The following is a 26,415-nucleotide window of genomic DNA, read 5'->3' on the forward strand; positions in this document are numbered from 1 at the left end:
AGGCGTTTTGCCCACGTATACGAAAAATTGACATTAAACTAGCACGACCAAAGACAACTTTACACCGTCTGTCACATTGGCTTGCGCGAATATGTCGATTGGCCAGCAAGTCGAAGTCGGTAAAAAAGTCCTACAGAACATCAATACCCTTCCGACACCACGCTGACTCAGGCGTCCACCATCGCCATCGCCTCCTCGACATCCACTGCAACCAGTCGCGAACAACCCGGCTCGTGCATCGTCACGCCCATCAGTTGATCGGCCATTTCCATGGCGATCTTGTTGTGGGTGATATAGATGAACTGCACGGTCTGCGACATCTCTTTAACCAATCGTGCGTAGCGTCCAACGTTAGCGTCATCCAGTGGCGCGTCAACTTCATCGAGCATGCAGAACGGCGCCGGATTCAATTTGAAGATCGCAAAAACCAGTGCCAGCGCGGTCAGGGCTTTTTCCCCGCCGGAGAGCAAATGGATGGTGCTGTTCTTCTTCCCTGGCGGCTGCGCCATGATCGTTACCCCTGTATCGAGTAGATCTTCGCCCGTCAGTTCCAAATACGCGCGCCCGCCACCGAAAACTTTCGGGAAAAGTGCCTGTAAACCGCCATTGATCTGATCAAAGGTATCTTTGAAGCGATTACGGGTTTCCTTGTCGATCTTGCGGATGACGTTTTCCAGGGTCTCCAGTGCTTCCACCAGATCGGCGTCCTGCGCATCCAGATAACGTTTACGTTCGGACTGTTGCGTGTATTCATCGATGGCCGCGAGGTTGATCGCGCCCAGGCGTTGAATCCGCGCATTGATCCGTTCGAGTTCTTCTTCGGCGGCGCGTTCACTGGCCTCGGGCGTCAACGTCGCGAGCACGCCATTGAGATCGTAGCCGTCTTCGAGCAATTGATCCTGCAGCGCCTTGCGCCGCACGGTCAGCGCTTGCCATTCCATGCGTTGCTGTTCGAGCTGGCCACGGATCATTTGCGATTGCTGCTCGGCCTGGGTCCGGCGCTTTTCCGCTTCGCGCAGTTCGCGGTCGGCGTCTTCCAGCGCGATCTGCGCGGTCTTCAGTTCTTCGTCGACGGTCATGCGTTTGTCGAGCAGTTCTTCGAGTTTCAGGCGCAGCTCTTCCAGCGGTGCCTCGCCCTCCTCCAGATTCAGGCTCAACTGCTCACGCTTTTCGGTCAGGCGCTCAGCCTGCATTTCCAGCCGCTCCAGCGCCTGGCGCGTGGAATCATGTTGCGCGCGCAACGAACCGAGGCGGACCGCCAGTTGGTGGGCGTGATCCTTGTGTTGCCGGGCTTCCTGACGCACGCGATCGAGGCGTTCGCGCAGGCTGTCGCGCTGAGCCAGCAGCAACTCGCGCTGCTCGGTGTCCAGCGCCATGGCGTCGAGCGCTTCCTGCAATTGCATGCGCGCTTCGCCGACTTGTTCGTGTTCCAGCTCGCGCTGCTCGCCGAGTTCGATCAGTTCCTCATCAAGCCGCGTGCGGCGCAGCATCAGTTGTTCGGCCTTGGCTTTACCGGCGGACAACTGGGCTTTCAATTCACCTTGGGAACGCGCTTCGTCCTGCAGCAAACGACGCAAATGCTCACGGCCGTTTTCCTGCTGCCGCTGTTGCGCACGCAGGGTCTGCAAACGGGTTTCCATGGCTTCGACCGTGGCTTCGCGCTCTTCGCGCTCGGCCTGCAGCGTCTCGATTTCCTGGCCACGGGCGAGCATGCCGCTTTCGGCTTCACTGGCGCGACGCACGCGCAGAAAGTGTCGGCCGACCCAGTAACCGTCGCGACTGATCAGACTTTGCCCGGCACTCAACTGGCCGCGCAGGGCCAACGCCTGTTCGAGGCTGTCGACCGGTTTGACCTGGCCGAGCCACGGCGACAGATCGATCTGCGCCTCAACCTTGTCCAGCAAACTGCCCGCCACTCGCACACCATCACTGGCTGGACTGAGCAGGCGCAGATCACCTTGGGTGAACGCGGACAGATCGAAGCCGTTGAAGTCGTCCACCAGCACCGCTTGCAGATCGGCGCCGAGCACGGTTTCCACCGCCAGCTCCCAACCGGCCTCGACCTTCAGCCCTTCGGCCAGACGCGGGCGTTCGGCGAGATTCTGTTCGCGCAGCCATTCGGCAGTGCCGGTGCCCGGATCGAGCGCGGCTTGCTGCAAGGCTTCCAGCGAGGCCAGTCGCCCGTTGAGGCGCTGCAAATCGCCCTGCGCCTGTTGCTGCGCGGTCAGTGCCTGCTGCAGTTCCTGACGCAGCTGTTCCAGCTTTTCGACCTGCGCTTCTTCGCTGGTCTGCAAATCTTCGAGGGTCGCTTCGGATTCGGCGAGCTGCTCGTTGAGCGCCATGATCGCCGCGTCTTCCGGGTCGGCGGAAAGCAAGTCGCGCTCTTCAGCCAGACGCTTTTGCCGATCGGCCAGACGCTCCATGCTGGTTTCCAGCTGCTGGATCCGTGACTGCTGCACTTCGGCCTGGCGCCGGGGTTCGGCGGCGGTCAGGTTGAAGGTGTCCCACTGCTCCTGCCAGCCGTGCATGGTCAGCTCGGCTTCTTCCAGCGCAGCAGCAGCTTCTTCGGCGGCGGCGCTGGTGACTTCCTGCTCGGGAGTGAGCATGTCCAGCTCTTCGCCAAGGGTCAGCAGCAGTGTGCGGTCGTGACCCAGGTGCGATTCGGTTTCAAGGCGCGCGCGCTCGGCTTCTTTCAGATCGTCCTGCAACTGGCGCAAGCGTTGCTGGCCGTGCTGGATGCTCTGCTCGACCCGGGCGATGTCGCCGCCGACCGAATAAAAGCGCCCCTGCACCAGATTGAAGCGCTCGGACAGTTCATGGTGCCCGTCGCGCAGGCGCTCGATGGCGGCATCGGCATTGCGCTGCTCGGCGACCAGCGCTTCGAAACTGACTTCCTGCGTGCCGATGATCGACTCGCGCTGGCCGACCTGATCGTTCAGATCCTGCCAGCGCAGGGCCGACAGTTGCGCCTTGAGCTGACGCTCTTCGCTCTTGTATTCCTGATACTTCCTGGCGGATTCGGCCTGACGGTGCAAGCGTTCGAGCTGGCGTTCGAGCTCTTCGCGCAGGTCGGTCAGACGCGCCAGGTTTTCGTGGGTGCGGCGGATGCGGTTTTCGGTCTCGCGCCGGCGCTCCTTGTACTTGGAGATGCCCGCCGCTTCTTCGATGAAGTTGCGCAAGTCTTCAGGCTTGGACTCGATCAGCTTGGAGATCATCCCCTGCTCGATGATCGAGTAGCTGCGCGGGCCCAGACCGGTGCCGAGGAAGATATCGGTAATGTCGCGACGACGGCATTTGGTGCCGTTGAGGTAATAAGTCGTCTGGCTGTCGCGGGTCACCTTACGACGGATGGAAATCTCCGCGTAAGCCGCGTATTCGCCCAACAGCGTGCCGGCGGAGTTGTCGAACACCAGCTCGATGCTCGCCTGGCTCACCGGTTTGCGACTGGTCGAGCCGTTGAAGATGACGTCGGTCATCGACTCGCCACGCAGGTTTTTCGCCGAACTTTCGCCCATCACCCAGCGTACGGCGTCGATGATGTTCGACTTGCCGCAACCGTTCGGCCCGACGACCGCCGCCATGTTACTGGGGAAGTTCACCGTGGTCGGGTCGACGAAGGACTTGAACCCCGCCAGTTTGATGCACTTTAGCCGCACGCTCAGGCAACCGTCAGGGCGGAAACCACCAGATCGCAGCTGCGCTGGGCGTAAGCCGTCAGCACGATGCGGATCTGCGGCAAATCACGGGCGAGGACAGCGGCCAGCAGGCGTTCGAACAGTTCTAGGAACTCGCTCATTTCGGCCTTGCGCTGTTCGAGGGCGAGGAAATACGCACGGCTCATGGCCGGCTGCAGGTTCTCGACGGTCTCTTGCAGGTACGGGTTGTTGGCAAACGGGTACGCAGCGCGCATCACGGCGAAGCTGTCGTCGACGAAGGTGCGGATGTCCTGACGCTCGTAGCTGGCGCCCAGGCGCTGCTGGATCTGCACGAACGGCGCCATGTCGGCCTGGGTCTGCCAGCCATTGGCGACCGCATTGCCGAGCAGGATGTACAGCTCGCTCATCAGCGTGCACAGGCTCTGCACCTTGTGTGCGGTGAGTTCGGTGACATGGGCGCCACGTCGCGGCAGGATCGCGATCAGGTGGCGGCGTTCGAGGATCAGCAGGGCTTCGCGGACCGATCCGCGGCTGACATTGAGGGCCAGCGTGACCTTCTGTTCCTGAATGCGCTCTCCCGGCTTCATTTCGCCGCGAATGATGCGTTCGGCGAGGTGGTGAGCGATTTGCTCGGCGAGGCTGTCCGGCGCCTTGAACGTCATGGTTGTCCTTCAAACTCTTCGATCTGCACAAGCGGCGCAGTGTAGCGCAAATGCAAGTACATGGCGGAGTGCCCGCACGGCGCTTTTTGGCACGATTCAAGCAAAAAAGCAGTGGATCCGCTCAGGGTCAATACTCAATAGAGTGCGGGTTAATCGACAAAACCGCTTTTCCTGACCTTTAAGTCAGAAAACCATTGACCGAAAAGTCAGACCTGCTAAATTCGGTTGAAGTCGGTTAACAACAATAATGAGTCTGCGAGGCCTTCCGTGATCCAGTTTTTACTTAACCAGGAACTCCGTAGCGAGCACGCCCTGGACCCGAATCTGACCGTGCTCAATTACCTGCGCGAACACGTGGGCAAATCCGGCACCAAAGAAGGCTGCGCCAGCGGCGACTGTGGCGCCTGCACCGTGGTGGTCGGCGAGTTGCAAACGGATGACGACGGCCGCGAACACATTCGCTATCGCAGCCTCAACTCGTGCCTGACCTTTGTTTCGTCGCTGCACGGCAAACAACTGATCAGCGTCGAAGACCTCAAACACCAAGGCGAATTGCACAGCGTGCAGAAAGCCATGGTCGAGTGCCACGGCTCGCAGTGCGGCTTCTGCACTCCCGGTTTCGTCATGTCGCTGTTTGCCCTGCAAAAGAACAGCGATGCACCGGATCAGGCCAAGGCGCACGAAGCGCTGGCCGGCAACCTCTGCCGCTGCACCGGCTACCGGCCGATCCTCGCCGCCGCCGAGCAATCCTGCTGTGGCAAGCAGCCGGACCAGTTCGATGCCCGCGAAGCCGAGACCATCGCCCGCCTCAAAGCCATCGCCCCGACCGATATCGGCGAACTCAACAGTGGCGACAAGCGCTGCCTGGTGCCGCTGACCGTCGCCGATCTGGCCGACCTCTACGACGCTTACCCACAAGCCCGACTGCTGGCCGGCGGCACCGATCTGGCTTTGGAAGTCACTCAGTTCCACCGCACCCTGCCGGTGATGATCTACGTCGGCAACGTCGCCGAAATGAAGCGCATCGAAACCTTCGAAGAGCGTATCGAAATCGGCGCCGCCACCGCCCTCTCCGACTGCTACGAAGCACTGACGGCCGAATACCCGGACTTCGGCGAATTGCTGCACCGTTTCGCTTCGCTGCAGATCCGCAATCAGGGCACCCTCGGCGGCAACATCGGCAACGCCTCGCCAATCGGTGACTCGCCACCGCTGTTGATCGCCCTCGGCGCGCAGGTGGTGCTGTGCAAAGGTGAAACCCGGCGCACGCTGAACCTGGAAGATTACTTCATCGACTACAAGGTCACCGCCCGCCAGGAAAGCGAGTTCATCGAGAAGATCATCGTCCCGCGTGCCACCGCCGAACAGCGCTTCCGCGCCTACAAAGTCTCCAAGCGTCTGGACGATGACATCTCCGCCGTCTGCGCCGCGTTCAACCTGCGCGTGGAAAACGGCGTGATCACCGACGCGCGCATGGCATTCGGCGGCATGGCCGCGATCCCGAAACGCGCCGCCCATTGCGAAGCCGTGCTGCTCGGTCAGCCGTTCAACAACGCCGTGATCGAACGCGCCTGCGCCGCACTGGCCGAAGACTTCACGCCGCTCTCGGACTTCCGCGCCAGCAAGGAATATCGCCTGCTCAGCGCACAGAACCTGCTGCGCAAATACTTCATCGAACTGCAAACACCGCACATCGAGACTCGGGTGACCGCTTATGTCTAACCATCACGCCGTAGAGAAGACCCAAGCCGAATTGGCGGAACTGTTTGCCAAGGACCTGACCACCGGTGTCGGCCGCAGCGTCAAGCACGATAGCGCCGCCAAGCACGTGTCCGGTGAAGCGCAGTACATCGATGACCGTCTGGAATTTCCCAATCAGCTGCACGTTTACGCACGGCTGTCGGACCGCGCCCACGCGAAAATCATCAGCATCGACACCAAGCCCTGCTACGCCTTCGAAGGCGTGCGCATTGCGATCACTCACGAAGACGTACCGGGCCTGAAAGACATCGGCCCGCTGCTGCCGGGCGATCCGCTGCTGGCGATTGACGACGTGCAATTCGTCGGTCAGCCAGTGCTGGCCGTGGCCGCGAAAGACCTGGAAACCGCGCGCAAAGCGGCGATGGCGGCGATCATCGAGTACGAGGATCTCGAACCGGTGCTGGACGTGGTCGAAGCCTTGCGCAAACGCCACTTCGTGCTCGACAGCCACACCCATCAGCGTGGCGATTCGGCTTCGGCATTGGCCACCGCCGAACACCGTATTCAAGGCACGCTGCACATCGGCGGTCAGGAACACTTTTATCTGGAAACCCAGATCTCCTCGGTGATGCCCACCGAAGACGGCGGCATGATCGTCTACTGCTCGACGCAGAACCCCACCGAAGTGCAGAAACTGGTGGCCGAAGTGCTCGACGTGTCGATGAACAAGATCGTCGTCGACATGCGCCGCATGGGCGGTGGTTTCGGCGGCAAGGAAACCCAGGCCGCCAGCCCGGCGTGCCTGTGTGCGGTGATCGCGCACCTCACCGGTCAGCCGACCAAGATGCGTCTGCCACGGGTCGAAGACATGCTGATGACCGGCAAGCGCCACCCGTTCTATGTCGAGTACGACGTCGGTTTCGACAGCTCCGGGCGCCTGCACGGCATCGCCATGGACCTGGCCGGCAACTGCGGCTGCTCGCCAGACCTGTCGGCGTCGATTGTCGACCGGGCGATGTTCCACTCGGACAACTCGTACTACCTCGGTGACGCGACCATCAACGGTCACCGCTGCAAGACCAACACCGCGTCGAACACCGCTTACCGTGGTTTCGGCGGCCCGCAGGGCATGGTTGCGATCGAAGAAGTGATGGACGCGATTGCCCGTCACCTCAACCTCGATCCGCTGGCGGTGCGCAAGGCCAACTACTACGGCAAGACCGAGCGCAATGTCACCCACTACTACCAGACCGTCGAGCACAACATGCTCGAAGAGATGACCGCCGAACTGGAAGAAAGCAGCCAGTACGCCGAGCGCCGCGAAGCGATCCGCCGCTATAACGCCAACAGCCCGATCCTGAAAAAGGGCCTGGCGCTGACCCCGGTGAAATTCGGTATTTCCTTCACCGCCAGCTTCCTCAACCAGGCCGGCGCGCTGATCCACGTCTACACCGATGGCAGCATCCACCTGAACCACGGTGGCACGGAAATGGGCCAGGGCCTGAACACCAAGGTCGCACAGGTGGTGGCCGAAGTGTTCCAGGTAGAAATGGATCGGGTGCAGATCACCGCGACCAACACCGACAAAGTGCCGAATACCTCGCCGACTGCGGCGTCCAGCGGTGCCGACCTCAACGGCAAGGCTGCGCAGAACGCCGCCGAGATCATCAAGCAGCGTCTGGTGGAGTTCGCTGCGCGGCACTACAAGGTCAGCGAAGAAGATGTGGAATTCCACAACGGCCATGTGCGCGTGCGTGACCACATCATGACCTTCGAAGCGCTGATCCAACTGGCGTATTTCAATCAGGTCTCGCTGTCGAGCACCGGCTTCTACAAGACCCCGAAAATCTACTACGACCGCAGCCAGGCCCGTGGTCGGCCGTTTTACTACTTCGCCTTCGGCGCGGCGTGCTGTGAAGTGATCGTCGACACCCTGACCGGCGAGTACAAGATGCTCCGTACCGACATCCTCCACGACGTCGGCGCCTCGCTGAACCCGGCGATCGACATCGGTCAGGTCGAGGGTGGTTTCGTCCAGGGCATGGGCTGGCTGACCATGGAAGAACTGGTCTGGAACAACAAGGGCAAGCTGATGACCAACGGCCCGGCCAGCTACAAGATCCCGGCCGTGGCCGACATGCCGCTGGACCTGCGGGTGAAGCTGGTCGAGAACCGCAAGAACCCGGAAGACACAGTGTTCCATTCCAAGGCTGTGGGTGAGCCGCCGTTCATGCTCGGGATTGCCGCGTGGTGCGCGATCAAGGATGCGGTGGCGAGCCTCGGTGACTATAAGCATCAGCCAAAGATCGACGCGCCGGCGACTCCGGAGCGGGTGTTGTGGGGGTGTGAGCAGATGCGTCAGCTCAAGGCTGTGAAAGCGGTCGAGGCTGAAACCGAATTGGCTCCGCTCTAGGACCGAGGTGCGACCTTCGCGAGCAGGCTCGCTCCCACATTTTGGAATGCATTCCCTTGTGGGAGCGAGCCTGCTCGCGAAGAGGCCCGAACAGGCAACGAAGATGTCGAGGTGAACATGTACAACTGGATCGACGCCCTCGCCGACCTGCAGAACCAGGGCGAACCCTGTGTTCTGGTGACGATCATCGAAGAACTAGGCTCGACCCCGCGTAATGCCGGCTCGAAAATGGTCGTCAGCGCCAGACAGACCTTCGACACCATCGGTGGCGGGCATCTGGAATACAAAGCCATGCAGATCGCCCGCGAGATGCTCGCCAGCGGTAAGCAGGACACCCATCTGGAGCGTTTCAGCCTTGGCGCCAGCCTCGGCCAGTGCTGCGGCGGCGCCACCGTGTTGCTGTTCGAACCGATGGGCCAGGTGCAAGCGCAAATCGCCGTGTTCGGCGCCGGGCATGTCGGCCGCGCGTTGGTGCCGTTGCTCGCCAGCCTGCCGTGCCGGGTGCGCTGGATCGACTCGCGGGAAGAGGAATTCCCCGAACAGATCCCCCACGGCGTGCGTAAAATCGTCGCCGAAGAGCCTGTGGATGAAATCGATGACCTGCCCGTCGGCAGCTACTGCATCGTCATGACCCACAACCATCAGCTGGACCTGGAACTCACCGCCGCGATCCTCAAGCGCAACGACTTCGCCTACTTCGGCCTGATCGGCTCGAAGACCAAACGGGCCAAGTTCGAACATCGCCTGCGTGATCGCGGTTTCGACAGCGGCGTCGTGCAACGCATGCGCTGCCCGATGGGCATCGGCGAAGTCAAAGGCAAACTGCCTGTGGAAATCGCCATCTCCATCGCCGGCGAAATCATCGCCACCTATAACACCAATTTCGGCCAGCACACCGCCAGCGCCGAACCGATTGCCAAACTGCTGCCCGTTTCCCGGCGCAGTCAGGCCGCCAAACTCAAAGCCTCAAACTGATTAGAGAACCCTCATGCCTCTGACTCGCAAAGCCTACCGCGCCGCCATCCTGCACAGCATCGCCGACCCCGCCGAAGTCGGGATCGAAGCCTCCTACGAATATTTCGAGGACGGCCTGCTGGTGGTCGATGGCGGCAAGATCAGCGCCCTCGGCCACGCCAGCGACCTGCTGCCAACCCTGCCGGCGGACATCGAGATCACCCACTATCAGGACGCGCTGATCACCCCGGGCTTCATCGACACCCACATCCACCTGCCGCAAACCGGCATGGTCGGCGCCTACGGCGAGCAACTGCTGGACTGGCTCAACACCTACACCTTCCCGTGCGAAAGCCAGTTCGGTGACAAGGCCCACGCCGATGAAGTCGCGGACATTTTCATCAAGGAACTGTTGCGCAACGGCACCACCACCGCACTGGTGTTCGGCAGCGTGCACCCGCAGTCTGTGAATTCGTTCTTCGAGGCCGCCGAGAAACTTGATCTGCGGATGATCGCCGGCAAGGTGATGATGGACCGCAACGCCCCGGACTACCTGACCGACACCGCCGAATCGAGCTACGTCGAGAGCAAGGCGCTGATCGAACGCTGGCACGGCAAGGGTCGTCTGCACTACGCGGTCACCCCGCGCTTCGCCCCGACCAGCACCCCGGAGCAACTGACCCTCGCCGGCCAACTGCTGACCGAATACCCGGATCTGTACATGCAGACCCACATCAGCGAAAACCTCAAGGAAATCGAGTGGGTCAAGGAACTGTTCCCGGAGCGCAAGGGTTACCTCGACGTTTACGACCACTACCAACTGCTCGGCGAGCGCTCGGTGTTCGCTCACGGCGTACACCTGTGCGACGACGAATGTGCGCGACTGGCGGAAACCGGCTCGGCCATTTCGTTCTGCCCGACCTCGAACTTCTTCCTCGGCAGCGGCCTGTTCAACTTGCCGATGGCCGAGAAGCACAAGCTCAACGTCGGCCTCGGCACTGACGTCGGCGGCGGCACGAGTTTCTCGCTGCTGCAAACGCTGAACGAAGCCTACAAAGTCATGCAGCTGCAGGGCGCGCGGTTGAGTCCGTTCAAGTCGCTGTACCTGGCGACCCTGGGCGGTGCGCGGGCACTGCGCCTGGAAGACAAGATCGGCAACCTGCAGCCGGGTTCTGATGCGGACTTCCTGGTGCTGGATTACAACGCCACGCCACTGCTCAGCTATCGCCTGAAACAGGCCAACAACATTGCCGAGACGTTGTTCGTGCTGATGACGCTAGGGGATGACCGCACGGTGCAGCAGACTTATGCGGCAGGGGCTTTGGTGCATCAGCGCTGAGTTTTCCCGAGGCATAAAAAATCCCCCGGCGGTGTTAGCCCCGGGGGATTTTTGTTGCCTGTCAGACCGTATTCACGAGCAAGCCCGCTCCCGCGGGGGATCTCAGTCGATGCCAAATTTTATATTCACTGAAGATCCAATGTGGGAGCGAGCCTGCTCGCGAAGGCCGCGACTCGGTATCAGTCAAAGCTTGGCGCTTGGGCGCCCAGGCTTCTTGGTCTGCAACAAATGCGAGAACACCGCATGCAAATCATCCGACGCACTTTCCTCATCGAGGTTGAGCTTGCTGTCGATGTGGTCCATGTGATGCATCATCAGGTCCACCGCCAACTCACCATTGCGCGCTTCGATGGCGTCGATCAACTGGGTGTGCTCGTCGTAGGAGCAATGCGAGCGGTTGCCGCTTTCGTACTGGGCAATGATCAGCGAGGTCTGCGAGACCAGGCTGCGCTGGAAGCTGATCAGTGGCGCGTTTTTCGCCGCTTCGGCCAGTTTCAGGTGGAATTCGCCCGACAGACGAATACCGGCGCCGCGATCGCCACGGGAAAAACTGTCGCGTTCGTCGTTGACCATCTGGCGCAATTCGGCGATCTGCTCGGCAGTGGCGTGCTGCACGGCCAGTTCGGTAATCGCGCGCTCCACCAGACGGCGGGCCATGAACACCTGACGCGCTTCTTCAACGCTCGGGCTGGCGACGACCGCGCCACGGTTCGGCCGCAACAGCACCACGCCTTCATGGGCCAGACGCGACAGCGCGCGGCGAATGATGGTGCGGCTGACCCCGAAGATTTCCCCCAGCGCTTCTTCGCTCAATTTTGTGCCGGGCGCCAGACGCTGTTCGAGGATGGCCTCGAAGATATGCGCATAGACAATATCGTCCTGGGTTCCGCTGCGGCCGGCTTTGCCTGCTCGCGGTTGTTTCTTGAGGGGTTGCAACTGTTCGTTCATGGGCACTCGAGTCGGGAGAACTGCGGCGAATAGACCGTGACTGTAATACGGCACAGTAGGTCGCTGGCAAGTATCGCGTAAAAAACAGCGCGATTGTACACAATGGATGGTGGCAACACGACTGTATGGCTGTTTGTGTCCACGGCTGTATTGCAACGATCCGTTACGATTGAGTTTAGGCTTGATCGCAGAATCCGCTGCCAGAACAAAAATCCCCCTGTGGGAGCGGGCTTGCTCGCGAAAGCGGTGTGTCAGGCGACATCTGCCTTGAATGACCCACCGCTTTCGCGAGCAAGCCCGCTCCCACAGGGTTCAGCGTTGCTACGACATCTCCATCTGTATAAGGAACACCGCCGTCATGAACGACGCCACCTACACTCGCCTACGCCCCCTCGCCGACACTTCGCCCTCGGCGATCGTCGCCGGTTTCATCGCGATGATGACCGGCTACACCAGTTCGCTGGTGCTGATGTTCCAGGCCGGGCAAGCGGCGGGTTTGAGCAGCGCGCAGATTTCCTCGTGGATCTGGGCGATCTCGATCGGCATGGCGGTGTGCTCGATCGGCCTGTCGTTGCGCTATCGCACACCGATCACCATCGCCTGGTCGACACCGGGTGCAGCCTTGTTGATCACCAGCCTGGGCGGCGTCACCTATGGCGAGGCCATCGGCGCCTACATCACCTGCGCGGTGCTGGTGACGATTTGCGGCCTGACCGGCAGCTTCGAACGCCTGGTGAAAAAGATCCCGGCGTCGCTGGCAGCGGCGCTGCTGGCGGGGATTCTGTTCAAGATCGGCAGCGAAATCTTCGTCGCCGCGCAGCACCGCACCGGGCTGGTGTTGGGGATGTTCTTCACCTATTTGGTGGTCAAACGCCTGTCGCCGCGTTACGCGGTACTGGCTGCGCTGCTGATCGGCACTGCGCTGTCAGGTTTCATGGGGCTGCTGGATTTCAGCGGTTTCCATCTGGAAGTGGCGACGCCGGTGTGGACCACTCCACACTTCTCGCTGGCCGCGACCATCAGCATCGGTATTCCGCTGTTCGTGGTGGCGATGACCTCGCAGAACATGCCCGGCATCGCCGTGCTGCGGGCTGATGGCTACAACGTACCGGCCTCGCCACTGATCACCACCACCGGCATCGCCTCGCTGTTGCTGGCGCCGTTCGGTTCCCACGGCATCAACCTCGCGGCGATCAGCGCGGCGATCTGCACCGGGCCGCACGCCCATGAAGATCGCAACAAGCGCTACACCGCTGCGGTGTGGTGCGGGATTTTCTACGGGATCGCCGGGGTGTTCGGCGCTACATTGGCGGCGCTGTTTGCCGCGCTGCCGAAGGAACTGGTGCTGTCGATTGCCGCGCTGGCGCTGTTCGGCTCGATCATCAATGGCCTGAGCATCGCCATGACCGAGGTCAAGGAACGCGAGGCGGCGCTGATCACCTTCATGGTCACGGCGTCGGGGCTGACGCTGTTTTCCATCGGCTCGGCGTTCTGGGGGATTGTGGCGGGGGTTTTGACGTTATTGATTCTGAATTGGCGTAAAGCCTGAAAGCAAAAGATCGCAGCCTTCGGCAGCTCCTACACTGATCTCTGTAGGAGCTGCCGCAGGCTGCGATCTTTTGATCTTCCAAAAAAAACGGCGACCCTCAGGTCGCCGTTTTTTTCAGTATCACTTAGCCGCGTTGATCGGCTTTTCCGGATACCAGACGTCCAGCAGCGGGCTGACAGTCATGCCGGTCAGTTCGCTACGGTTTTTCAGCCAGGCTTCAACGGCAGCGCGCTGCTCTTCGTTGACCGAGCCACGCTTCTGCAGGCAAACCAGACCGAAGTCATCGCCGCCAACATAACCCAGACCGTTGGCTTCCATGGCTTCTTTGATGAATGCTTCGAGGAAAGCGTCAATGGCTTCTTCGGACAAGTCTTCTTTGAAGTCCAGGTTCAGTTCGAAACCCAGCTCTTGGAATTCATCAACGCACAGTTTTTTGCGCAGACGCTGGGAACGGTTAGTCGCCATTGGAACAATCCTCTTAAGTAATAACGGCCGGCACTTTACCAGCTTAAGCGGTCAATTGCCCGACTCTCTGGGCGCGGTGGCCGACCGCCTGTAAAAAAAATAACGAAATGGCCGCCTCGGGCAAGGCACAAGCTGTTACACCTTGGGGCATAATGCCGACACTTTCATGACCACTGAGGGCTTTTTCATTCATGCCCTCGTTATTTTCCCCCTCTTCTGCAGGGTTCTATTTCATATGATCAAATCGTTGCGTCCTCTCTTTCTCGCCGGCCTTCTTCTGCCCCTGGCCCTGCCGGTTGCCGCTGCCACCATCAACACCGCCCTCACCCCCAACGTCGAAAAAGCCCTCAAGGCCAGCAAACTGCAACCAACCGCGCTGTCGCTGGTGATGATCCCGCTCGACGGCCCGGGCAATCCGACCGTGTACAACGCCGACGTCTCGGTCAACCCGGCCTCGACCATGAAACTGGTGACCACCTACGCTTCGCTGGAAATGCTTGGCCCCAACCATCAGTGGAAAACCGAGTTCTACACCGACGGCGACCTGAGCGGCGGCATCCTCAATGGCAACCTGTACCTCAAGGGTGGCGGCGATCCGAAGCTGAACATGGAAAAACTCTGGCTGCTGATGCGCGACCTGCGCGCCAACGGCGTGACCCAGGTCACCGGCGACCTGATCCTCGACCGCAGCTTTTTCATCCAGCCGCAACTTCCCGAATTCAACGACGACGGCAACGACGAGAACAAACCGTTCCTGGTCAAACCGGACTCGCTGCTGGTCAACCTCAAGGCCCTGCGCTTCGTTGCACGTAATGACAGTGGCCGGGTGCTGATCTCGGTGGAACCGCCGATTGCCAGTGTACGCATCGAAAACACGGTCAAGGCGCTCAACTCCAAGCAGTGCACCGGTGGCGTGCGCTACAACCCGGTGACCCAGGCGGACGGCAGCGTCACTGTTACCGTCGCCGGTCAATTGGGCGAGGGCTGCAGCTCGCAGACCTATCTGTCGCTGCTCGACCACGCGACCTACACCGCCGGTGCCGTGCGCGCGATCTGGAAAGAACTGGGCGGCAGCATCCAGGGCAAGGATCGCCTCGCCGCGACCCCGAGCAGCGCCAAGCTGCTGGCCCGCGCCTACTCGCCGGATCTGGCGGAAATCATCCGCGACATCAACAAATACAGTAACAACACCATGGCGCAGCAGCTGTTCCTGAGCCTCGGTCAGAAGTACCGCAACGAAGCCGACGGTGATGACGCCAAGGCTGCGCAACGCGTGGTTCGCCAGTGGCTGGCGAAGAAAGGCATCACCGCGCCGCACCTGGTGATGGAGAACGGCTCCGGGCTGTCGCGCGCCGAACGCGTCAGCGCCCGCGAGATGGCCAACATGCTGCAAGCCGCCTGGCATAGCCCGTACGCCGCCGAGTACATCAGCTCGCTGCCGATTGCCGGCATGGACGGCACCATGCGCAAACGCCTGAAGACCACCGCGATGCGCGGCGAAGCCCACGTCAAGACCGGTACCCTGAACACCGTACGGGCAATTGCCGGCTTCAGCCGCGACGTCAACGGCAACACCTGGGCGGTGGTGGCGATCCTCAACGACAAGGCCCCGTTCGGCGCGTCGTCGGTGCTGGATCAGGTGCTGCTGGATCTGTACAAGCAGCCGCGCCTGCCGCAGACGGCTTCGGCGCTGTAAAAACACAGCCGCTCTAATGTGGGAGCGGGCTTGCTCGCGAAGGCGTCAGATCAGTCAGTATTTTTGCTGGCTGACACACCGCTTTCGCGAGCAAGCCCGCTCCCACAGGTAGATCGTGCCAAGGCTCAGCTCATCTGCTCGACCCGATCGCGCCCGCCCTGCTTTGCCGCATACACCCCCGAATCCGCCCGCAGCAGCAGCGCATCCGCACCCTCCTCCGGGCGCCAGCTGGCGATGCCGAAACTGGCCGTCACCACCCCGACCACATCCACCGGCGCACTGCGCAGGCCTTGCCATAGCTCCATGGCGAGGATGTACGCGTGCTCGCCGTCGATGTCCGGGCACAACACCATGAACTCTTCACCACCCAGGCGGCAGAACACATCGGTTCGGCGCAAGCGATGAGCGATGCGTTCGCACACCGCCTGCAGCACCCGGTCGCCCACGGCATGGCCGTACTGGTCGTTGATGCGCTTGAAGTGATCGATGTCGAGCATGATCACCGACAGCTCGCCGCCGCCACGTTCGACCCGGGCCATCTCGGTTGTCAGGCGTTCCTGGAAGTAGCGGCGGTTGTGAATGCCGGTCAGTGAGTCGGTGACCGACAGCGCCCGCAGCTCCTCTTCAACCCGCTTCAGATCGGAAATGTCGGAGATGTAGCCGTGCCACAGCACGCCGCCGCCCGGCAGTTCTTCCGGCGTCGCCTCGCCGCGCACCCAGCGCAGGCCGCGCTCGGGCAACTGCACGCGGTACTCCTCGCGCCACGGGCTGAGATTGTCCGCCGAGGCGCGGATCGAGGTGCGCACGCGGGTGATGTCCTGCGGATGGATACGGGTGAAAATCGCCTCGGCATTGAGCAGCAGCACGTCCGGCTCCAGCTCGTAGATCTCGCGAATGCCGTCACTGGCGTAGATCACGCTGAAGCGCCCGTCGAATTCCATCTTGAATTGATAGATGCCGCCGGGCACGTGGGCGCTGAGTTTTTTCAGCAGTACATCGCGCGCCGCCAGTGCTTCGTGCACACGCTTGCGCTCGGTGATGTCGATGCAGATCGCCAGATGACCGACCCACAGTCCTTGCTCATCGAGCACCGGGGTGGCAAGCATGTTCACCGGCAGATGGCTGCCGTCGCTGCGTACCAGCGTCCACTCGCGCGCCTCATGACCGCCGACCTCGCCGCCCTCGACCAGCATCGCGTGGCAGGTCGGAATGCTCTTGCCGTAACGCGCACTCAACTCCGCCGAACGCGCGGCCAGCTCTCGCGGCAGATGCAGGTTTTCCAGCGTCATATGGCCGACCACGTCAGCGCTGCTGTAGCCGAGCATCTGTTCGGCGCCAGGGTTGAAGGTGTTGATCACCCCGCGCAGGTCGGTGGCAATGATCGCCACCTGCGTCGCGGCATTCAGCACGCCGCGCAACTGGCCGTGGGTGCCGCGCAATTCCTGCTCCCGGGCGTGCAGTTCCTGTGTGCGCAGTTCGACCATGCGTAAGGCGCGTTGACGCTGGCTCACCAACACATAGAGCAATGCGCTGAGCAACACACTCAGCAGCGCGCCCAGCACCACCAGGCTGCTGATTGACGAATGGTTGGCCTGCAGAAAGGCTTCGCTGGGCTGTATGTCCACCTGATAGTCATGGTCGGCCATGCGCAACAACTGCGTGGCCGACAGATCACTGGCCCCCGCCTTGTTGGCCGACTCGTAAAGCACTTCATGCCGGTCGTCGGTGGACAGGTCGAGAATGCGTACGCTGAGGAAATCCTGGTTGTCTTCGGGCAACCCATCGGCCAGCAACTGCTGCATGCTGATCACCGCCATTACATAGCCTTCCGGCGGACTTTTCGGTGCCCCTTCGCGAGTGACCGGCGCCACCAGCAATACGCCCCGGGCATACGCCGGATCAACGCCCACCAGATGTAACGGCTGGGACACCACCATGTGCCCGGTACGGTCGGCGCGCTCCAGTGTCGCCCGGCGCAGGGGTTGCGCCAGCAGGTCGTAACCCAGTGGCGTAGGCAAGTGGCTCTGACTCTGGGTGTAGATCACCGGCACATATTCGGGGCGATCACCGGCTACCTGCAGTTGGTCGTCAGCGGTCAGTTCACGAAAGGTAAAGGTGCTGAAACCTTCGTTGCGCACCGCTTGCTCAACCGCCGGGCGCTGGGCACGGCTGACCCGCGGCGCATAGGAATAGGCCTGGGTGCGTAATAAAAGAGGTTTGGCATAGCCATCGAATTCGCTGCGGGAGACCGAATCGGAGTTGGCGAAGAAGCGGCGCAGGCCGTCGAGGCGCTGCTCCTGATCCTGGAAACGTTCTTCGATGCGGCTGTAACGCTCATTGGCCAGCAGCTGAAAGCGTTGATGCAGTTGATGATGAAACTGAGTGAGGGTGGCCCAGGCGAGCAGCCCCGTGAGAATCCCGCCGGCGAGCAATACCAGCAGCGCGACCAGCCAGGCCGAGACTTCTTCGCTGATAAAACCCAGTATCTTTGGGCGCACGGGGTGCAACGACATAGGGGCAACTCACGACGCCACTGTTTCAGGGAAAAACCCCATTGGCCATGAGTTGAGTTATAGCTATTAGCCATTAATTTGGCTAGCTCTGATCGGATCCAAGAGCCTTTTAAAATCAAGGCTCTGTGGATCCAACCAGATCAAGCGTCAACGAGCCGTGATTTTCCAGGCGCGGTGAATCTTGGTGTTGCGGGCAAAATCCGGATCGATGGTCTGCGCGCTGATTTCCTCGACCGCGTAACGCTCGGCCAGGTTCTCCTCCAACTGGAACTTGCGGAAGTTGTTCGAGAAGTACAGCACGCCCCCCGGAGCCAGGCGCGCCATGGCCAGATCGATCAACTGCACCTGATCACGCTGCACGTCGAAGATGCCTTCCATGCGCTTGGAGTTGGAGAAGGTCGGCGGGTCGATGAAGATCAGGTCGTACTCTTCACGGCAGCTTTCCAGCCACGCCATCACGTCGCCCTGCTCCAGACGGTTCTTGTCGGAGAAACCGTTCAGCGACAGGTTGCGTCGCGCCCAGTCCAGATAAGTCTTCGACAGGTCGACGCTGGTGGTGCTGCGCGCACCGCCCTTGGCCGCGTGCACGCTGGCGGTCGCGGTGTAGCAGAACAGATTGAGGAAGCGCTTGCCGGCAGCCTCTTTCTGAATGCGCATGCGGATCGGCCGGTGGTCGAGGAACAGACCGGTGTCGAGGTAGTCGGTGAGGTTCACCAGCAGCTTGACGCCGCCTTCGCTGACCTCATTGAACTTGCCCTGCGCCGCCTGACGCTCGTACTGCTTGGTACCGCTCTGACGCTCGCGGCGCTTGACCACCACGCGGCTCTTGTCGACGTTCAGCGCCTGCGGGATCGCCGCCAACGCGTCGAACATGCGCGCCGAGGCCTTTTCCGGATCAATCGACTTCGGCGCCGCGTACTCCTGCACGTGCACCCAGTCGTGATACAGGTCGATGGCCATGGCGTATTCCGGCATGTCGGCATCGTAGACGCGGTAGCAGTCGATGCCTTCGCGCTTGACCCACTTGCTCAGCGCCTTGAGGTTCTTTTGCAGGCGGTTGGCAAACATCTGCCCGCCTTCGCTCAGGCGCGGCTGCTCGATCACTGGCGCCGGGGCGGGCGTCGGTTTGATCGGGTTGCCGTTCTTGTTGAACTTGCGCTCTTGCGGCTCGTTCGGGGTCTGATCGTAAGCCGCTTGCTCACGCTCGGCCTGACGCTGTTCCGGGGTACGCCGCTCGCCCGTGACGAACTGATCCGGCAGCACCTTGATCAACAGCAGCTTGCACGGCAGCGCGCCGTTCCAGAACGAATACTGCTTGTGGCTGCGAATGCCCATGCGCTTGCCCAGATCCGGCGCGCCAGTGAACACCGCCGCTTCCCAGTTCAGGCAGGCCTGACGCAGACGCTCGCCAAGGTTCTGGTAGAGGTAAAGCAGGCTGGCTTCGTCGCCCAGACGCTCGCCGTACGGCGGGTTGCAGATCACCAGACCTTTCTGGTTCTGATCCGGACGCGGCTCGAAGGTCGCGACTTCGCCCTGATAGATCTTGATCCACTCGCTCAGACCGGCGCGCTCGACGTTGTTGCGGCCCGGTTGAATCAGGCGCGGATCGGCTTCGTAACCACGAATCCACAGCGGTGGCTTGGCCAGACCGGCAGCGGCGCGCTCAACCGCTTCTTCATGGAGTTTTTTCCACAGCGCCGGGACGTGGCCCAGCCATGCGGTGAAGCCCCACTGCTCACGGCGCAGGTTCGGCGCCATGTCGGCGGCGATCATCCCGGCTTCGACGAGGAACGTACCGACACCGCACATCGGGTCAGCCAGCGCGCCACCTTCGGCCGCAATGCGCGGCCAGCCGGAACGGATCAGGATCGCTGCCGCGAGGTTTTCCTTCAGCGGCGCCGCGCCCTGCTGCAGGCGGTAACCGCGCTGATGCAGGCTGTGGCCGGAAAGGTCGAGGGACAGGATCGCTTCGCCGCGATCCAGGCGCAGGTGAATGCGCAGATCCGGGTTGAGCTTGTCGATGCTTGGGCGGTCGCCCTGCGGGGTACGCAGTTTGTCGACGATGGCGTCTTTGACTTTCAGTGCGCCGAAGTGGGTGTTGTCGATACCCGAACCGTGGCCGCTGAATTCAACAGCCAAGGTGCCGTCGGAGAGCATGTGATCCTGCCACTCGACGTCGAGCACGCCGTGATACAGGTCTTCAGCGTCTTTCATCGGGAAGCGCTTGAGCACCAGCAGCACCCGGTTGGCCAGACGCGACCACAGGCACAGGCGATAAGCGGTTTCCATGGTGGCCATGCCACGCACGGCGGAGGTGTGCTCGCGAGCTTCTTCAAGGCCAAGCCCGACGGCTTCCTCGATAAGCAGGCCTTCAAGGCCTTTGGGGCAAGTGAGGAAGAGTTCGAAACGATCGGACATGGTATTTCCAGAGCCTTTGGCTAGTGAATCGGCAACGCATTGCCGATCCGGTTTTCAATCAGGCGCTTTTCTAAAAGAGCGCCCGCGTGGCACGAAGGTGTGCCGTTCCATCCCCGCTGCTCGGGTTAAAAGAGCTTAGATGCCGGGACAGATAAAAAAGTTGATGAAACAAAAAGTCTTAAAGCGACCCTTCGTCGCTTAGTAACCGAGCGTAAACGTGGGTCATTCTCACTAAAGGATTAACCCCATCATCCAGCGCGGGGCCGATCATACCGGGGTTTGGTGAAAATTCGTTCATGAAACCACTCGTTACTTATGGCTGTAGCACTATTTTCGTTACGTCCTTATGACAAAACGATCATTCCCTCAATGTGACTCATTGGTTAGAACTGGACACAGGTTGACGTCGCAACGGCGTCAACACCTTGGCTCGCCACGCCGGCAGCGAGCCGCCCAACGGCAGAGTTTTTTCTGCCAGACCTCGGTTGAGGTCAACGCGACAAAAACAGTCAACAAGTGAGGGAAACACCCTATGAGAAGACTTAAGCGTGATCCGTTGGAAAGAGCATTTTTGCGCGGATATCAATATGGCGTTGGTGGCAAATCCCGCGAGCTTTGCCCATTTACTCTACCGTCGGTACGCCAAGCCTGGATCAACGGCTGGCGAGAAGGACGCGGCGACAACTGGGACGGTATGACCGGCACTGCGGGGATCCACAGACTCAACGAACTTCACGCCGTCGGCTAACACAGGGCACTTATTGCAATACGACAATCTGAATTTATAGCGACTTACCATGCACGTCCTTCCCGGACGGCGGGCTGCGGCCCAGGGGCTCCTTCGAGGAGCCCTTTTTTATGCCTGCCCCGGACGATACAGCTCCCTGTGGCGAGGGGATTCATCCCCGATGGGCTGCGAAGCGGCCCCGAATCCATCCACCCCAGTGTGCCAGGCGAACGGCGGAAGCAAATTTTACGACTGCTGCGCAGCCGATCGGGGATGAATCCCCTCGCCACAGAGCCCTCAGAAAACCTCAGCGCAGGGCGGCGATGGCGTCGACCGATTCGCGAATCAGCGCCGGGCCTTTATAGATGAAGCCCGAGTAAATCTGCACCAGACTCGCACCCGCGGTGATCTTCTCCGCCGCATGCTTGCCTTCAGTGATCCCGCCCGCCGCGATGATCGGCAAACGACCACCCAGCTCAGCCGCCAACACCTTCACGGTATGCGTGCTCTTGTCGCGCACCGGAGCGCCGGACAGACCGCCCGCCTCGTCACCATGCTCCATGCCTTCGACGCCAACGCGGCTCAGGGTGGTGTTGGTAGCGATCACCGCGTCCATCCCGGTTTCGATCAATGCCTGGGCAACCTGCGCGGTTTCTTCGTCGGTCATGTCCGGGGCAATCTTGATCGCCAGCGGTACGTGCTTGCCGTGGCGCAGGGCCAGTTCGGCGCGGCGCGTGGCCAGATCCGCCAGCAACTGCTTGAGCGAATCACCGAACTGCAGGCTGCGCAGGCCCGGGGTGTTCGGCGAGCTGACGTTGACCGTGACATAGCTGGCGTGGGCATACACCTTGTCCAGGCAGATCAGGTAGTCATCCACTGCACGCTCGACCGGGGTGTCGAAGTTCTTGCCGATGTTGATCCCCAGCACGCCCGTGTATTTGGCCGCGGCGACCCGCGCCAGCAGGTTATCCACACCCAGGTTGTTGAAGCCCATGCGGTTGATGATCGCCTCGGCTTCCGGCAGGCGGAAGATCCGTGGTTTCGGGTTGCCCGGCTGCGGACGCGGGGTCACGGTGCCGATTTCGACGAAACCGAAACCAAGCTGCGAGAAGCCGTCGATGGCCGCGCCGTTCTTGTCCAGACCGGCCGCCAGACCCACCGGGTTAGGGAAGTCCAGGCCCATGACCGTCACCGGCACGTTCGCCGGCTTCTTGCACAGCAAGCCGTTGAGGCCCAAACGCCCACCCGCGCCGATCAGATCAAGCGACAGATCGTGGGAAGTTTCCGGGGAAAGTTTGAACAACAGCTGACGGGCCAGGGTGTACATGGGCGGCGATGACTCGGGCGGCGAAAAGAGGTGGCGATTATAGCCGGGCTTATGGCTTCAACACCAAATCGCAGACAAAGAAAAGCCCGGCCTAGGCCGGGCTTTTCTCAAAGCGGCGAGCTAATTACTTAGCTTGAGCTTCAACCTGCGCTTCTACGCGACGGTTTACAGCGCGGCCAGCTTCAGTGCTGTTGTCAGCAACTGGGCGGGTTTTGCCGTAGCCAACCGAGTTGATGCGGGACGGATCAACTTGATACTGCTGAGTCAGAACTTTCTTAACAGCGTCTGCACGACGCTGAGACAGTTTCTGGTTGTAAGCGTCAGGACCGACGGAGTCAGTGTGACCTTCAACAGTGGTGTGGGTCGCTGGGTACTGCTTCATGAAGTCAGCCAGGTTCTTGATGTCAGCGTAGCTGTTAGGCTTGACGACCGACTTGTCGAAGTCGAACTTGACGTCCAGCTCAACACGAACAACTTCAGCAACTGGAGCTTCAACTGGAGCTTCTGCAACTGGCTCTGGAGCTGGAACTGGAGCAGGAGCTGGCTTGCCGCCACCGCCGAAGTTCACACCCAGACCAACCGATGGAGCGTAGTCCCAACGGCCGTTGTCCAGTTTGTAGTCAGCTTCTACGCCAGCACGGGCGAAGAAGTTTTCGGCGAAGTAGTACTTAACGCCAGCGCCAGCAGTCAGGAAAGTCGACTGGTCACGACCAGTGTGACCGTCGTCTGCAACGTTGGTCAGGGTGCCGTGCTTAACGCCACCTTCAACGTATGGACGCAGAGCGTCGCCAGCGTTGTTGAAGTGGTACTGAGCGGTCAGACCGAAGTTGTCGCCGCGCAGTTTCTGGCTACCGGTACCGTCGTTCGAACGGGTGTGGTTGTTACGATCCCAGCCGAAGTTGATCGAGACGTCGTCGGTCAGGAAGTAACCGATTTTGGCGCCTGGGTTGAAGCCGTCTTCGACATGGTCAACGCTGTCGTTGTACTGCTTCTTGTAGTTGATCTCGCCTTCAACTGCGCCTTGGCCTTGTGCCAATGCGCCGAACGAAGTAGCGGCAATAAGAGAACCAATGGCCAAGCCCAAGGTGTTTTTCAGTTTCATCCGTTAAATCCCCATCTGGTGATTGTGAAGCAGTCCCGCAAACCGGGGGACAACTCGGCAGCAAGTCTATCAGAACTTGCCTACACGTAAGAGATATTTGCGCTGAACTAAGTTTCAGCAATGCCTGCAAATTTCTCACGTAATTTGTCTAGAGCACGTTTGTACCGCATTTTTGTCGCACTCAAACCCATGTGCATGATGTCTGCGATTTCCTGAAATTCAAGCTCTGCGACAAATCGTAGCACCAGAATTTCACGGTCAATCGGGTTCACATACACCAGCCAGCGATCGAGTCCGCCCTTCTCCTCGGGTTTCGGCGCCTTTTCTTCCGACGCTTCTTCCAGGGGGTCCAGACTCAAGGCGTCCATCAAGCGACGCTTTCGCCGTTCTTTCCGATACTGCGTGATGCATTCGTTGTAAGTGATGCTGTACAGCCAGGTTTTGAACTTCGATTTCCCCTCGAAATTCTTCAGGCCGTACAGCACCTTCAGCATCACTTCCTGACAGACATCGTCTGCGTCGCGATCGTTCCCAAGATATCTCGCACAAACGTTAAATAATGTTCGCTGGTAACGCCGCATCAGCTCTTCATAGGCGCGCGTTACGTGAAACAGCTCGGTATGCGAGCGCGCGACCAACTCCTCATCAGAGAGCTCACGGGGGTCATAGCGCGTGGATAGCGTTTGGGCTTTATTCAAAACAAGTCGTGCCGACAGTCAGGTCAATGTCCGCCGCTACCCTCTCAGGGCATTTTGCGGCGGCATACATTAGCAGGGTTTGCCGGGTTAGCGGCTACTCACATGCTGTTCCAGCAGGATCCGATTGGAGAGTGAGACTAGCTCACCGTCATCGGTCAGCAATGTGGTTTTAACCGTGCCGATCTCTTCGATCTGGCCTTCGACCTCGCCAACACGCACTTGTTGCCCAACCTGATACAACTCACGCACATAGATTCCCGCAAGAATCTGACCGGCAATTTCCCGGCTTCCCAATCCCATCGCCAGCGCAACCGCCAGACCAACGGTAATCAATACAATGACAATCACATGGTTCAGCAGGTCGGTCTTGACTTCAAGCTGACTGATCGCGACCGAGATGCTGATGATGATCACCAGCCCCTGGGCAATTCGGCCCAAACCTGAAGCGTAGTCCAGCCCTACGCCTTCTGCCGCGCCGCGCACCAGCCCGTTGGCCAGTTGCGCAAGCAATACGCCCACCAGCAACACCAGCGCGGCGCCGAAAACTTTCGGCAAATACAGCGCCAGCATGTCCAGCGTAGCTGAAACTCGCTCAAGCCCAAGGGACTCTGCCGCGGAAACCAGAAAAATCAGCAAAACGAACCAGTAGACGATCTTGCCGATCAAGGTCGAGATCGGCACCTGAAGCCCGGCGCGCGACATCAACTTGGTCAGTCCGGTGCCGCCCATCAGGCGATCAAGGCCCAGTTTGGCGAGCAATTTGGAGAGCAAGGTATCGAGCAGCTTGGCCACCACGAAACCCAACAGCAGCACCACCAATGCGCCGAACAGGTTCGGAATGAAATTAGCGACTTTGGTCCACAACGCAGTCATTGCAGTGACGAGGCTCTGAGTCCAGAGATCAAGTTCCATATTCAATCAGCCTTATCAGCAGTGCGAGCGGTAGTTTTACGAAGACGGGAAACCGGCGAAACGTGGGCCGATCCATTATTCAGGGCGATCATCAGCGCGGGCAGCCAGCGGCCCAGCAGGCTGAACAGATCACCGGCGCCAACCTGGCGGTTGGCGGTTTTGAGCACGCGACCCAGGCATGCATCGTCGTCACGGCTGGACGGCGAGGCGTTGAGCATGTCGCGCAAAGACTGTTCAAACGGATCGTGCATACGCACCTCTCGTGATGTCTGTGAAAGACGCGGGCAAATTTGGTCGGGTCACATATTGCATATTCATACCCAGCGCAAACGGCGGAATAACCACCATTGACCAAAGGCCATCGCCAACACCGTCAGACAGGCGATCAGGAAGCCGTAAGGGCTGCTCGAGAACGGAATTCCGCCCACGTTTATGCCCAACAGACCGGTGAGAAAACTCATCGGCAAAAAAATACAGGTGATGATGCCGAAGCGATACATCGTGCGATTCATGCGCACGTTCAAACGCCGGTCTTCAGCCTCCAGCACAAGCCCCATGCGCTCTCGAGTCAATTCGAGCTCTTCGAGATAGCGGGTCAGGCTGTTGTTCAATTCGTTCCAGTAGTCGGCGTCATCGTCGACAAACCACGGCAGTTTTATCCGCGTCAGCTGTCCGAAAATATCCCGCTGCGGCGCGAGGAAACGCTTCAGTCCGGCAGCCCGGCGGCGGATGTGCAAAATCGAGCCATGCTCGGGGGTATACCGTTCGTCGGCATCCAGCCGCTCTTCCTCTTCATCGACCAGTTCCGACAGGCACGTGACCAGATCCTGCACCTTGTGGGTGAGGAATTGCGCCAGATACAGGATCAGTTCGGAGGACGTTTTCGGACCTTTGCCCTCGCTCAACAGCGCCAACAACTCATCGGTGGCGCGCAGCGGGCGCAGACGCAGGGAGATGACCCGTTGCGCCGAGGCGAAAATCCGCACCGAAACCATGTCTTCCGGCTCGGCACCTGGATTCAGGTTGACCCCGCGCAGAAACAGCAGCAGTTCGGCATCGGGCAATGGCAACAGGCGCGGCCGAGTGTTCTCTTCCAGCAGCAGGTCGCAGGCGAATTCATTAAGGCCGCTGGATTTGCGCAGCCAGGTCTGGGTTTGCGGATGACTACGATCCCAATGCAGCCACAGACTCTCATGGGCCTGTAGCTGCAGATCGTCGAGCTCGGTCCTGGCTATCGAACGCGCACCGCCCTTACCGTCCAGCACCAGGGCATGCACCAGCCCCCACTGCGCGTTTTCTTCCTCGAACATCCGCATCCCTTTGTTCTGCCGCTGT

20 protein-coding genes are annotated in these 26,415 nt (G+C 60.4%); 7 read left to right on the forward strand and 13 right to left on the reverse strand.

The features are described from left to right. Positions 1–167: 167 nt before the first annotated feature. Positions 168–3,656 carry a chromosome segregation protein SMC gene (gene smc, locus JFU48_RS27455; protein ID WP_003223321.1) on the reverse strand — a complete coding sequence of 1,163 codons (3,489 nt, stop codon included), beginning with the start codon at positions 3,654–3,656 and terminating at the stop codon, positions 168–170. Between the two features lie 2 nt (positions 3,657–3,658). After that, the gene (locus JFU48_RS27460; protein ID WP_045122360.1) at positions 3,659–4,318 is read right to left on the reverse strand and encodes a GntR family transcriptional regulator; all 660 of its coding nucleotides are present in this window, start codon (positions 4,316–4,318) and stop codon (positions 3,659–3,661) included. 267 nt (positions 4,319–4,585) lie between these two features. Between JFU48_RS27460 and xdhA the strand changes: the two genes are divergently transcribed. From xdhA to guaD, 4 genes are all read left to right on the forward strand, one after another. Continuing rightward, a complete protein-coding gene (gene xdhA, locus JFU48_RS27465) occupies positions 4,586–6,040 on the forward strand; it encodes a xanthine dehydrogenase small subunit (protein WP_201138277.1) in 1,455 nt (484 codons plus the stop codon). Continuing rightward, positions 6,033–8,432, forward strand: coding sequence for a xanthine dehydrogenase molybdopterin binding subunit (gene xdhB, locus JFU48_RS27470; protein ID WP_201138278.1), 2,400 nt, complete (start codon positions 6,033–6,035; stop codon positions 8,430–8,432). Before xdhA ends, xdhB begins: the two co-directional genes overlap by 8 nt. Before the next feature lie 117 nt (positions 8,433–8,549). Beyond that, positions 8,550–9,407 carry a xanthine dehydrogenase accessory protein XdhC gene (gene xdhC / locus JFU48_RS27475; protein ID WP_201138279.1) on the forward strand — a complete coding sequence of 286 codons (858 nt, stop codon included), beginning with the start codon at positions 8,550–8,552 and terminating at the stop codon, positions 9,405–9,407. Positions 9,408–9,420: 13 nt separating this feature from the next. Beyond that, on the forward strand, positions 9,421–10,725 hold the full coding sequence (gene guaD / locus JFU48_RS27480; RefSeq protein WP_201138280.1) for a guanine deaminase: 1,305 nt from the start codon (positions 9,421–9,423) through the stop codon (positions 10,723–10,725). A gap of 183 nt (positions 10,726–10,908) precedes the next feature. On the opposite strand, the gene JFU48_RS27485 is transcribed toward guaD, so the two are convergent. Continuing rightward, positions 10,909–11,673, reverse strand: coding sequence for a GntR family transcriptional regulator (locus JFU48_RS27485; protein WP_083366480.1), 765 nt, complete (start codon positions 11,671–11,673; stop codon positions 10,909–10,911). A gap of 358 nt (positions 11,674–12,031) precedes the next feature. On the opposite strand from JFU48_RS27485, the gene JFU48_RS27490 reads away from it, so the two are divergent. Beyond that, positions 12,032–13,222, forward strand: coding sequence for a benzoate/H(+) symporter BenE family transporter (locus JFU48_RS27490; protein ID WP_201138281.1), 1,191 nt, complete (start codon positions 12,032–12,034; stop codon positions 13,220–13,222). 120 nt (positions 13,223–13,342) lie between these two features. Here JFU48_RS27490 and JFU48_RS27495 read toward each other — a convergent pair whose 3' ends face one another. Then, positions 13,343–13,687, reverse strand: coding sequence for a YggL family protein (locus JFU48_RS27495; RefSeq protein ID WP_003223308.1), 345 nt, complete (start codon positions 13,685–13,687; stop codon positions 13,343–13,345). Between the two features lie 43 nt (positions 13,688–13,730). Further along, positions 13,731–13,880, reverse strand: coding sequence for a hypothetical protein (locus JFU48_RS27500; RefSeq protein WP_158547265.1), 150 nt, complete (start codon positions 13,878–13,880; stop codon positions 13,731–13,733). Between the two features lie 42 nt (positions 13,881–13,922). Here JFU48_RS27500 and dacB point away from each other — a divergent pair, with 42 nt between their 5' ends. Further along, the gene (dacB, locus tag JFU48_RS27505; RefSeq protein WP_103484611.1) at positions 13,923–15,383 is read left to right on the forward strand and encodes a D-alanyl-D-alanine carboxypeptidase/D-alanyl-D-alanine endopeptidase; all 1,461 of its coding nucleotides are present in this window, start codon (positions 13,923–13,925) and stop codon (positions 15,381–15,383) included. 125 nt (positions 15,384–15,508) lie between these two features. On the opposite strand, the gene JFU48_RS27510 is transcribed toward dacB, so the two are convergent. Then, entirely contained in the window at positions 15,509–17,896 is a 2,388-nt protein-coding gene (locus JFU48_RS27510; protein WP_201138282.1) for a sensor domain-containing diguanylate cyclase, read from the reverse strand. A gap of 147 nt (positions 17,897–18,043) precedes the next feature. Further along, positions 18,044–20,314 (reverse strand): bifunctional 23S rRNA (guanine(2069)-N(7))-methyltransferase RlmK/23S rRNA (guanine(2445)-N(2))-methyltransferase RlmL, encoded by a 2,271-nt coding sequence (gene rlmKL, locus JFU48_RS27515; protein WP_103519957.1) that lies wholly within the window; start codon positions 20,312–20,314, stop codon positions 18,044–18,046. Positions 20,315–20,846: 532 nt separating this feature from the next. Here rlmKL and rmf point away from each other — a divergent pair. Beyond that, positions 20,847–21,062, forward strand: a complete 216-nt coding sequence (rmf, locus tag JFU48_RS27520; protein WP_003223300.1) for a ribosome modulation factor — start codon at positions 20,847–20,849, stop codon at positions 21,060–21,062. A gap of 286 nt (positions 21,063–21,348) precedes the next feature. Here rmf and JFU48_RS27525 read toward each other — a convergent pair whose 3' ends face one another. The 6 genes from JFU48_RS27525 to JFU48_RS27550 form a co-directional block, all read right to left on the reverse strand. Further along, positions 21,349–22,368, reverse strand: a complete 1,020-nt coding sequence (locus JFU48_RS27525; RefSeq protein ID WP_003223297.1) for a quinone-dependent dihydroorotate dehydrogenase — start codon at positions 22,366–22,368, stop codon at positions 21,349–21,351. A 124-nt stretch (positions 22,369–22,492) separates the two neighbouring features. Beyond that, positions 22,493–23,470 (reverse strand): OmpA family protein, encoded by a 978-nt coding sequence (locus JFU48_RS27530; RefSeq protein WP_201138283.1) that lies wholly within the window; start codon positions 23,468–23,470, stop codon positions 22,493–22,495. A 107-nt stretch (positions 23,471–23,577) separates the two neighbouring features. Beyond that, a complete protein-coding gene (gene sigX / locus JFU48_RS27535; RefSeq protein WP_011333251.1) occupies positions 23,578–24,168 on the reverse strand; it encodes an RNA polymerase sigma factor SigX in 591 nt (196 codons plus the stop codon). Positions 24,169–24,255: 87 nt separating this feature from the next. After that, positions 24,256–25,080 carry a mechanosensitive ion channel family protein gene (locus JFU48_RS27540; RefSeq protein WP_003223294.1) on the reverse strand — a complete coding sequence of 275 codons (825 nt, stop codon included), beginning with the start codon at positions 25,078–25,080 and terminating at the stop codon, positions 24,256–24,258. Between the two features lie 2 nt (positions 25,081–25,082). Further along, positions 25,083–25,331 (reverse strand): hypothetical protein, encoded by a 249-nt coding sequence (locus JFU48_RS27545; RefSeq protein WP_003223293.1) that lies wholly within the window; start codon positions 25,329–25,331, stop codon positions 25,083–25,085. 63 nt (positions 25,332–25,394) lie between these two features. Beyond that, positions 25,395–26,390, reverse strand: coding sequence for a zinc transporter ZntB (locus JFU48_RS27550; protein ID WP_003223291.1), 996 nt, complete (start codon positions 26,388–26,390; stop codon positions 25,395–25,397). Positions 26,391–26,415 lie beyond the last annotated feature (25 nt).

Origin of the sequence: Pseudomonas sp. TH49 (assembly GCF_016650625.1) — a bacterium.
Taxonomy (GTDB): Bacteria; Pseudomonadota; Gammaproteobacteria; order Pseudomonadales; family Pseudomonadaceae; genus Aquipseudomonas; species Aquipseudomonas fluorescens_H.

Bases quoted from the DNA above. Each gene is read 5' to 3' on its own strand.
- JFU48_RS27490 (WP_201138281.1), top strand. From the start codon at position 12,032: ATGAACGACGCCACCTACACTCGCCTACGCCCCCTCGCCGACACTTCG.
- JFU48_RS27525 (WP_003223297.1), bottom strand. From the start codon at position 22,368: ATGTACACCCTGGCCCGTCAGCTGTTGTTCAAACTTTCCCCGGAAACT.
- JFU48_RS27485 (WP_083366480.1), bottom strand. From the start codon at position 11,673: ATGAACGAACAGTTGCAACCCCTCAAGAAACAACCGCGAGCAGGCAAA.
- JFU48_RS27545 (WP_003223293.1), bottom strand. From the start codon at position 25,331: ATGCACGATCCGTTTGAACAGTCTTTGCGCGACATGCTCAACGCCTCG.
- xdhC (WP_201138279.1), top strand. From the start codon at position 8,550: ATGTACAACTGGATCGACGCCCTCGCCGACCTGCAGAACCAGGGCGAA.
- JFU48_RS27460 (WP_045122360.1), bottom strand. From the start codon at position 4,318: ATGACGTTCAAGGCGCCGGACAGCCTCGCCGAGCAAATCGCTCACCAC.
- dacB (WP_103484611.1), top strand. From the start codon at position 13,923: ATGATCAAATCGTTGCGTCCTCTCTTTCTCGCCGGCCTTCTTCTGCCC.
- JFU48_RS27530 (WP_201138283.1), bottom strand. From the start codon at position 23,470: ATGAAACTGAAAAACACCTTGGGCTTGGCCATTGGTTCTCTTATTGCC.
- JFU48_RS27500 (WP_158547265.1), bottom strand. From the start codon at position 13,880: ATGAATGAAAAAGCCCTCAGTGGTCATGAAAGTGTCGGCATTATGCCC.
- guaD (WP_201138280.1), top strand. From the start codon at position 9,421: ATGCCTCTGACTCGCAAAGCCTACCGCGCCGCCATCCTGCACAGCATC.
- xdhB (WP_201138278.1), top strand. From the start codon at position 6,033: ATGTCTAACCATCACGCCGTAGAGAAGACCCAAGCCGAATTGGCGGAA.
- JFU48_RS27510 (WP_201138282.1), bottom strand. From the start codon at position 17,896: ATGTCGTTGCACCCCGTGCGCCCAAAGATACTGGGTTTTATCAGCGAA.
- JFU48_RS27495 (WP_003223308.1), bottom strand. From the start codon at position 13,687: ATGGCGACTAACCGTTCCCAGCGTCTGCGCAAAAAACTGTGCGTTGAT.
- JFU48_RS27550 (WP_003223291.1), bottom strand. From the start codon at position 26,390: ATGTTCGAGGAAGAAAACGCGCAGTGGGGGCTGGTGCATGCCCTGGTG.
- rmf (WP_003223300.1), top strand. From the start codon at position 20,847: ATGAGAAGACTTAAGCGTGATCCGTTGGAAAGAGCATTTTTGCGCGGA.
- JFU48_RS27540 (WP_003223294.1), bottom strand. From the start codon at position 25,080: ATGGAACTTGATCTCTGGACTCAGAGCCTCGTCACTGCAATGACTGCG.
- rlmKL (WP_103519957.1), bottom strand. From the start codon at position 20,314: ATGTCCGATCGTTTCGAACTCTTCCTCACTTGCCCCAAAGGCCTTGAA.